This window comes from Streptomyces murinus (genome assembly GCF_002154555.1).
Taxonomy (GTDB): Bacteria; Actinomycetota; Actinomycetes; order Streptomycetales; family Streptomycetaceae; genus Streptomyces; species Streptomyces murinus.
In genome coordinates this window covers 1-7938 of sequence record NZ_MUNF01000088.1, presented here as the reverse complement: position 1 = coordinate 7938, position 7938 = coordinate 1, and the positions used below count along the sequence as shown (strand labels likewise).

The 7938-nt window shown below is 71.5% G+C and carries 9 protein-coding genes and 1 tRNA gene; 7 read left to right on the top strand and 3 right to left on the bottom strand.

The window, feature by feature from the left end; genetic code table 11:
- Positions 1-10: 10 nt before the first annotated feature.
- A complete protein-coding gene (locus CCN72_RS07185; RefSeq protein WP_086806795.1) occupies positions 11-742 on the bottom strand; it encodes a maleate cis-trans isomerase family protein in 732 nt (243 codons plus the stop codon).
- A 291-nt stretch (positions 743-1033) separates the two neighbouring features.
- Between CCN72_RS07185 and CCN72_RS07180 the strand changes: the two genes are divergently transcribed.
- The 7 genes from CCN72_RS07180 (at position 1034) to CCN72_RS07150 (ending at position 6355) form a co-directional block, all read left to right on the top strand.
- Positions 1034-2032, top strand: coding sequence for a D-2-hydroxyacid dehydrogenase (locus CCN72_RS07180; protein WP_086806794.1), 999 nt, complete (start codon positions 1034-1036; stop codon positions 2030-2032).
- A gap of 137 nt (positions 2033-2169) precedes the next feature.
- Entirely contained in the window at positions 2170-3084 is a 915-nt protein-coding gene (gene ehuB / locus CCN72_RS07175; protein ID WP_086806793.1) for an ectoine/hydroxyectoine ABC transporter substrate-binding protein EhuB, read from the top strand.
- On the top strand, positions 3081-3800 hold the full coding sequence (ehuC, locus tag CCN72_RS07170; RefSeq protein ID WP_086806792.1) for an ectoine/hydroxyectoine ABC transporter permease subunit EhuC: 720 nt from the start codon (positions 3081-3083) through the stop codon (positions 3798-3800). Before ehuB ends, ehuC begins: the two co-directional genes overlap by 4 nt.
- On the top strand, positions 3797-4447 hold the full coding sequence (gene ehuD / locus CCN72_RS07165) for an ectoine/hydroxyectoine ABC transporter permease subunit EhuD (RefSeq protein ID WP_086806791.1): 651 nt from the start codon (positions 3797-3799) through the stop codon (positions 4445-4447). Before ehuC ends, ehuD begins: the two co-directional genes overlap by 4 nt.
- Positions 4437-5219 (top strand): amino acid ABC transporter ATP-binding protein, encoded by a 783-nt coding sequence (locus CCN72_RS07160; protein ID WP_086806790.1) that lies wholly within the window; start codon positions 4437-4439, stop codon positions 5217-5219. Before ehuD ends, CCN72_RS07160 begins: the two co-directional genes overlap by 11 nt.
- Before the next feature lie 228 nt (positions 5220-5447).
- A complete protein-coding gene (locus tag CCN72_RS07155; RefSeq protein ID WP_086806789.1) occupies positions 5448-6206 on the top strand; it encodes an IclR family transcriptional regulator in 759 nt (252 codons plus the stop codon).
- Positions 6207-6281: 75 nt separating this feature from the next.
- A tRNA-Lys gene (locus tag CCN72_RS07150) sits at positions 6282-6355 on the top strand.
- A gap of 43 nt (positions 6356-6398) precedes the next feature.
- Here the strand turns inward: CCN72_RS07150 and CCN72_RS07145 are convergent.
- Positions 6399-7004 carry a lytic polysaccharide monooxygenase auxiliary activity family 9 protein gene (locus CCN72_RS07145; protein WP_086806788.1) on the bottom strand — a complete coding sequence of 202 codons (606 nt, stop codon included), beginning with the start codon at positions 7002-7004 and terminating at the stop codon, positions 6399-6401.
- Between the two features lie 69 nt (positions 7005-7073).
- The coding region (locus tag CCN72_RS07140; RefSeq protein WP_086806787.1) for an SPFH domain-containing protein at positions 7074-7938 on the bottom strand (865 nt) is incomplete at its 5' end.

The following is a 7938-nucleotide window of genomic DNA, read 5'->3' as shown; positions in this document are numbered from 1 at the left end:
CCCTGTCCCCTCAGGCCTGGACGAGCGGCTCCCTGGTGAACAGCGCTCCCAGCTCCGGCGCGTTCACCCGGCGGTCGGCGAGCCGCAGCCCCTCCCACACGGTGACCTGGTTCGCGGTGAGCACCGGCTTGGACAGGGACTTCTCCAGCAGGCCGAGGTGGGCGGCCGTGTGCAGGGCGGTGTCCGGCAGCAGCACCGCCTCCGCGTCCGTGTCGTCCGCGGCCCGCGCCAGCGTCAGTACGTCCTCCTCGCCCCAGCCCGCGACCTGGGCGGCCGTGCCGACCCCCGAGGAGCGCGTCCCGGTCACTTCCAGGCCCCCGGCCCGCAGGAACTGCGCGAACAGCGCGGTGATCTCCTCGGGGTAGGTCGCGCCGACGGCGACCCGTCGTACCCCCAGCTCATGGGCCGCGTGCACAAAGCCGAAGGAGGTCGAGGAGGCCGGCATCCCGGCCAGCCGGGCCAGGGTGCGCACCTGGTCCTGGGCGCCCTGCCAGCCGTGCACGAAGCCGCCGCCGGTGCACGCCCACACCACGGTCTCGGCACCGGCGAGCCGCAGCCGCTCCATGCCCGCGCCGAGCCGCTCGGCGGAACCCGTCCCGCGCAGCGCCTCGATTCGGAGCGCGTCCTCGCCGATCTCGGTGTGGACCAGGTCCACCCGGATGTCGCTGCCCAGGAGCTGCTCGATGCGCGGATAGTCGTCCTCGGCGAAGTGGCCCGGGTAGAGGAATCCGAGTGCGGTCATGTCCAGCCTTCCTGCGTGCGATCGGGCGGTACGGGACGGCCGCGCACCGCCGTGGGAGCGGCGGACGGTACAGCCCCGGCACCCGGGTACCCAGCCTCCGCGAGGCAGCCCACCTCGGGACCTGATCGGCCGGGGCCGCCGCTCGCGGACGGGGCGGGCGATGGCGGATCCGGTCGTGTTGACGCCGGTGGATTCCGGGTGCGAGCGTGGGCGATCCGTGCATCCCGGGCGGTCGGAGGGCATCTCCGGGGCGTCTCGGAAGCACCCGCCACGGATCGCCGGGAGCCGCGCATGTCGGAGGTCGGGAGCCGTTCCGCCGGAGGCCGGGAGCCGTCCCGTACGGGGGGCGTCCCCACCCTGCTCGTGCTGGACGCCGAGCCGCCGCCCCGGCTCGGCCGGCTGACCGGGCGGGCCCGGATCGTGCACACCGACGCGGCGCACCTGGCCGAGCGGCTGCCGGGCGCGGACGCGCTGCTGGTGTGGGACTTCGCCTCGACCGCCGTGCGCGAGGCGTGGCCGGGCGCGGGGCCCCGGCCGCGCTGGGTGCACACGGCGAGCGCGGGCGTGGACCATCTGCTGTGCCCGGAGCTGGCCGCGTCCGCCGCGGTGGTCACCAACGCGCGCGGGATCTTCGACCAGCCGATCGCCGAGTACGTGGCGGCGCTGGTGCTGGCCGCGGCCAAGGATCTGCCGCGCACCCTGGAGCAGCAGCGGGAGCGGGTGTGGCGGCACCGGGAGAGCCGGCGGGTGGCCGGTACCCGTGCCTGTGTGGTCGGGTCGGGGCCCGTCGGGCGGGCGATCGTCCGGCTGCTGAAGGCGCTCGGTGTGACGACGGCGCTGGTCGGACGGGTGCCGCGGACCGGGGTGTACGGCCCGGCCGACCTGGACCGGCTGGTCTCGCGCGCGGACTGGGTGATCGCGGCGGCGCCGCTGACGGAGGCGACGTACCGCATGTTCGGTGCCCATGTCTTCGGGGTGATGCAGCCCTCGGCGTTCTTCGTGAACGTGGGGCGCGGCAATCTGGTGGACGAGGACGCGCTCGCCCGCGCCCTGGCCCGGCGCTGGATCGCGGGCGCCGCCCTGGACGTGTTCGCCGCCGAACCGCTGCCGCCCGACAGCCCGCTGTGGGGCCTTCCCGGTCTGATCGTCTCCCCGCACATGAGCGGGGACACGGTGGGTCGGCGGGACGAACTCGGGCGGCAGTTCGTGGAGTTGTACGAGCGCTGGGCGGCGGGCCGACCCCTGGTGAACGTGGTCGACAAGAAGCGCGGGTACGTGCCCGGCCACTGACACGGCACACCCCGGGAGTTCTCCACCGGGTTCTCCCGTGGGGGTTGTGTGGAGGTGCGGGGCGGAAAGCGGGGACGCGTCGTCCGGCCGGAAAAGCGGGGCGCATACCTCGGATCGGCTTGGGTAGCGGCGCCGCCATGGCTCCACCACATGGGAACGACGGATACATTTTTCGGCCAGAACTCAGACCCAGCCGACGGACGTTGCTCGGCTCGATCGCGGCGCTCGGGGCACTGGGCGCCGCGGGCTGTACCCGGGTGGCCGCCGCGAGCGGGAACGGCGGCGAACTGCTCGACCGGCTCCGCGCGCAGGGCGTCGTACGGCTCGGGATCGCGGGTGAGATCCCCTTCGGGTACATCGACAAGGACGGCCATCTCACCGGTGAGGCACCGGAGTTGGCGAAGGCGGTCTTCAAGCGGCTGGGGGTCGACCGGGTGCAGCCGGTGCCGACCGAGTTCGGCTCGCTCATACCCGGCCTGAACTCACAGCAGTTCGATGTCGTCGCGGCCGGCATGTACGTCAACGCCGACCGCTGCGAACAGGTCATCTTCGCGGATCCCGACTACCAGATGCTGGATTCGTTCATCGTCCGCAAGGGGAACCCGAAGGGGTTGCACTCCTACCGGGACGTCGTCGCGAAGAAGGCGAAGTTCGCGACCGGCACCGGATACGCCGAGATCCAGTACGCCGTCGAGGCGGGCTACAAGCAGAGCGACATCCTGATCGTGCCGGACCAGGTGGCCGGTCTGAACGCGGTCGAGGCGGGCCGGGTCGATGTGTTCGCCGGTACGGCGCTCACCACCCGCGAGGTCGTGAAGAAGTCGGCCAAGGCGGAGGCGACCACGCCGTTCGCACCGCTGGTCAAGGGCGAACGGCACGTCGACGGCGGGGCGTTCGCGTTCCGGCCGACCGAGACCCGGCTGCGGGACGCGTTCAACACGGAGCTGCACCAGCTCAAGCGGACCGGTGAACTGTTCCGGATCCTGCGGCCGTTCGGCTTCACCGAGGCCGAGATGACGGACCTGACGGCGAAGGAGCTGTGCGGGCAATGACCTCGGGGCTCTGGGAACTGGTACTCAAGGGCGTGTGGACCACCGTCCAACTGCTGCTGTTCAGCGCGCTGCTGGCCGCCGCGGTGTCCTTCGTGGTCGGCCTCGCGCGCACCCACCGCCGGTGGATCGTGCGCTTCGTGGCCGGCGTCTACACCGAGATCTTCCGCGGCACCTCCGCGCTGGTGATGATCTTCTGGGTGTTCTTCGTGCTGCCGATCGCCTTCGGCTGGCAGCTGGTGCCGATGTGGGCGGGCACGCTGGCGCTCGGCCTGACGTACGGCGCGTACGGCTCCGAGATCGTGCGCGGCGCGCTGAACTCGGTGGACCCGGCGCAGAAGGAGGGCGGGATCGCGCTGAGCTTCACCCCGGCGCAGCGGATGCGGCTGATCGTGCTGCCGCAGGCGGTGCCGGAGATGATCCCCTCCTTCTGCAATCTGCTGATCGAGCTGCTCAAGGGCACCGCGCTGGTGTCGGTGATGGGCATGGGCGATCTGACGTTCAGCGCCAACCTGGTGCGCCTCGCGCTCCAGCAGAGCGCGGAGATCTACACGTATGTGCTGGTCATCTACTTCGTGATCGCCTTCGTGCTGACCCGGCTGATGCGCGGCCTGGAGAAGCGGCTGAAGGCCGGGCCCGGCCGGGACCCCGGCACGGAGTCTGCGGCACATGAGCCGAAGCGGGCGCGGACGACCGGGGTGGGCGGTGGTGTCGTATGACATGGGACTGGCACGCGGTGAGCGACTTCATGCCGCACTTCTGGGACGGCCTGCTGGTCACCCTCCAGGCGCTGGCCCTCGGTTCGCTGCTGTCCTTCACCCTCGGCCTGGTGTGGACGCTGCTGATGCGGGCGCCGACCCGGTGGGTGCGCTGGCCGGTCGGGGTGGTCACGGAGTTCGTGCGCAACACCCCGCTGCTGGTGCAGCTGTTCTTCCTCTTCTACGTGCTGCCGGAGTGGGGGCTGACCTTCTCCGCGCTGTCCACCGGCGTCTTCGCGATCGGGCTGCACTACTCGACGTACACCATGCAGGTCTACCGGGCCGGCATCGAGGCGGTACCGGTCGGCCAGTGGGAGGCGGCGACCGCGCTGAACCTGCCCCGGCGGCGGACCTGGACCGCGGTGATCCTGCCGCAGGCGATCCGCCGGGTGATCCCGGCGCTCGGCAACTACGTGATCTCCATGCTCAAGGACACACCGATGCTGATGGTGATCACCGTGCTGGAGATGCTGGGCCAGGCCCGGCTCTTCTCCCAGCAGCGCTTCCAGTTCACCGAGCCGCTCACCGTGATCGGCGTGGCCTTCATCCTCATCTCCTACCTGGCCTCCCTTCTCCTGCGAGCCCTGGAGCGACGCCTTGTCCGTTGAGACCCGTACCGAGCCCTCCGCCACCGCCGCCCAGCCGGCCGATCTGATCCGTCTGGAGCAGGTCACCAAGCGGTTCGGCGCCAACACCGTGCTCGACCACCTGGACTTCGCGGTCCGGCCGGGCAGGCATGTGACCCTGATCGGGCCCTCCGGCTCCGGCAAGACCACGATCCTCAGACTTCTGATGACCCTGACGAAACCGGACGAGGGGACCATCACCGTCGACGGCGAACCGCTGTTCCCGGCGCCGGAGAAGCAGGTCCGGGAGGTGCGCAAGAAGATCGGGATGGTGTTCCAGCACTTCAACCTGTTCCCGAACATGTCGGTGCTGCGCAATCTCACCGAGGCGCCGGTGCAGGTCCTCGGCCTGTCCAAGGACGAGGCGGAGGAGCGGGCGCGGGGGCTGCTGGAGCTGGTGGGTCTCGCCGACAAGTGCGGGGCGCGCCCGGCGCAGCTGTCCGGCGGGCAGCAGCAGCGGGTGGCGATCGCACGGGCGCTGGCGATGCGGCCGCGGGTGCTGCTGCTCGACGAGGTGACGTCCGCGCTCGACCCGGAGCTGGTCGCGGGCGTCCTCGATCTGCTGCGGGACATCGCGCGCAGCACCGACATCACGATGCTCTGCGTGACCCATGAGATGGGCTTCGCCCGGGACATCTCCGACCAGGTACTGATGTTCGACGGCGGCCGGGTGATCGAGTCGGGCCCCCCGGAGAAGATCTTCAGCGACCCGGAGCAGGACCGCACCCGGGAATTCCTCGGCGCGGTGCTGTGAGCGCGGCCGGGTGAGGTTCGCGGGCAACGGGCGAGGTCCAGCCACTGGGGCATGACTTTGGCATATGCCACAGGGTCTGCGCCGCAGTTGAGAACGGCCGCCGGGGCGAGGGGGACGAGCCGGAAACTTGTCAACGCCCTCTCCCCGGCGGCCGTTCGCCCGTTATCGTGGTAGCGCCGCACCGTCCGCAATCCACGGCCCAGTAAGCGAGCGCAGGGGGGACCCACCGTGGCGCTGAAGCACGAGCCGACCGCCCCGTACCACTCCGCCCAGGACGCGCTGCGCGTGCTGGAGACCGTGGCGCGCACCGCCGCCGGGGTCACCGAGACCGAACTGGCCCGGCACACCGGCCTCGGTCCCGAGCGACTCACCGTGCTGCTGCGGATGCTGCGCCGCGAGGGGTACGTGGAGCAGATCGGCGGCGGGGCGTACATCACCGGGGACACGCTGCGCCGGCTGACCTCGGCCCAGGACCGCGAGCGGGCCCTCACCGACAAGCTCCAGCTCATGCTGGACCGGCTGCGCGACTCGGTCGGCGCGGCGGTCTACATCAGCCGGTACGTGGACGGCGAGGTCAAGGTCACCCAGTACGCGGCCGGGCCCGCCGCCCCCGCGGTCAACGAGTGGGTGGACTTCCGCTACTCGGCCCACGCCACGGCGGTCGGCAAGAGCCTGCTGACCCAGCTGGACCACAACGGGCGCCGCGACCATCTCGCCCGGCACAAGATGGCCCGCCTCACCTCGCGCACCATCACCAGCGACAAGCTGCTGCTGTCCCGTCTGGAGTCCCAGCCGCCGACGGTGCCGGTGCTCGACCTCCAGGAGTACGCGGTGGGCACGGTCTGCGCGGCCGTCCCGATCACCGCGGGCGCCTCGGTGGGCTGTCTGGCCGTGTCCCTCCCGGTGGAACACGCGCACCGCCTGAAACAGGCCGCGGACACGCTGAACCGGAACGCGGCACCGGTGCTGCTGTCGCTGGCCATCTAGGTGGTCACAAGCACGCTCGAAGAGCAGGTAGTATTTTCTATGTCGCCGGCCGCGAGAGCGGAAGGCGAGAGTCACGCGCCGCTAGCTCAGTTGGTTAGAGCAGCTGACTCTTAATCAGCGGGTCCGGGGTTCGAGTCCCTGGCGGCGCACAGAAGAAGGGCCCCTCGCCTGCGAGGGGCCCTTCGGCGTTGATCAGAAGTCGACGTCCGAGCAGGCGTAGAACGCGTTGCCCGTGTCGGCGATCGTCCAGACCGCGAGGATCACGTGATGTCCGGACAGGCCCGTCGGCAGGACGCCGCTGTGGCTGAGCGTGGCCGGCGGCTGCTGGCCGTTGTAGGGCACCGTCAGGAACGGCGTGAGGTTGAGGTCCGAGCGGGACAGCGGATGGTTCTGGTTCCAGCCCTGCTTGGTGACGTAGTACTTGAAGTCCGTCGTGGCGTGCCGGGCCGTGAACTGCCAGCGGAACGTGTACGACTGCCCGCCGGTCACCTGGGTGGTGGGCCAGGCGGCACCGGACGGCGTGGTCGGCGAGCTGAGCTGGGCGAAACGGTCCACGCTGCCGTTGCAGAGCTGGCCGTCGGCGGGCCCGGTGGCCGGGAAGCCCTTGGGCCCCTCGACGCTCTGCGGCTCGTACTGGATGTCGCCGCAGCCCTTGACCGTGCCGTTGGCGCACAGCTTCTGTCTGCTGATGGGGAGGTCGGTGTAGCCGTGCCCGCTGGCGCCGCCGGTGGAGAGCGCGAACGCTCCGGCGGTCACCACTCCGAGCACGACTGCGGACATTTTGGTCTTGATGCGCATACTGCCGCTCCTGGAGAACGTGGGGAGTTCACTGAGCCGTGCAGGGGAAGGTCTAGACCAAGTCACAGATTATGGGCGGCACTTGAGCATGTCCATACCAGTGGCGGAGACGGTGCCCCCCAGCTCCCCGTGCCCGGCGCAGAACGCCACCGTGAGGTCCCGCACCAGCACCTTGCGCTCGCCCTCGTCCAGCTCGACCAGACCGCGCGTGGTCAGCCGGGTCACCGTGTCCTCCACGGAATCCACCACCGAGCTGAGCATGCTGGCCCGCTGCCGGGCGTCCAGCGCGGCGATCCGGCGGCGCTCCATCGCCGCCGCGACCTCCGGCGCGTACTCCACCCGCAGCGGCCGCACGGAGTACACCTCAAGGCCGGTCGGCACGGTCTCCGCCGTCACCAGCCGGGTCAGCGTCTCCCCCGCCGCCGCGGGCCCGCCCCGGCCGCCGCCCGCGGGCTCCACCGGCACCCGGGCCAGCGCCGCCTCCACGCACTCGCGCAGATACCGCTCATGGTCCTCCAGGCCCAGCACCGCCCGCGCGGTGTCCCGCACCCGCCACACCACGAGCACCACCACCCGCAGCGGCGTGCCGCCCGGATCGGTCGCGGGGATCGCCTCGCTGCGCCAGTGCCGCAGCCGTACGTCGACCCGCCGGCGCCGCAGCAGCGGGTTGACCCAGAGCAGCCCGGTGCGCCGTACCGTCCCCCGGTAGCGGCCGAACAGGCCCACCACCCAGGCCCGTCCGGTGCGCCCCCGGGCCAGCCCGCCGAACCCGGCCGCGCCGAGCAGTCCGGCCCCGGCGTACGCCGCCCACTGCGCGGGGCCGAGCCCCGTGCCCGCGGGCTGCGGCAGGCGCAGCGCCTGGGCGGCGAGCGGCGGCAGCACCCCCGCCCACCAGGAGGCGGCCAGGCAGCCGGTGACCCCGCAGGCCCCGGCG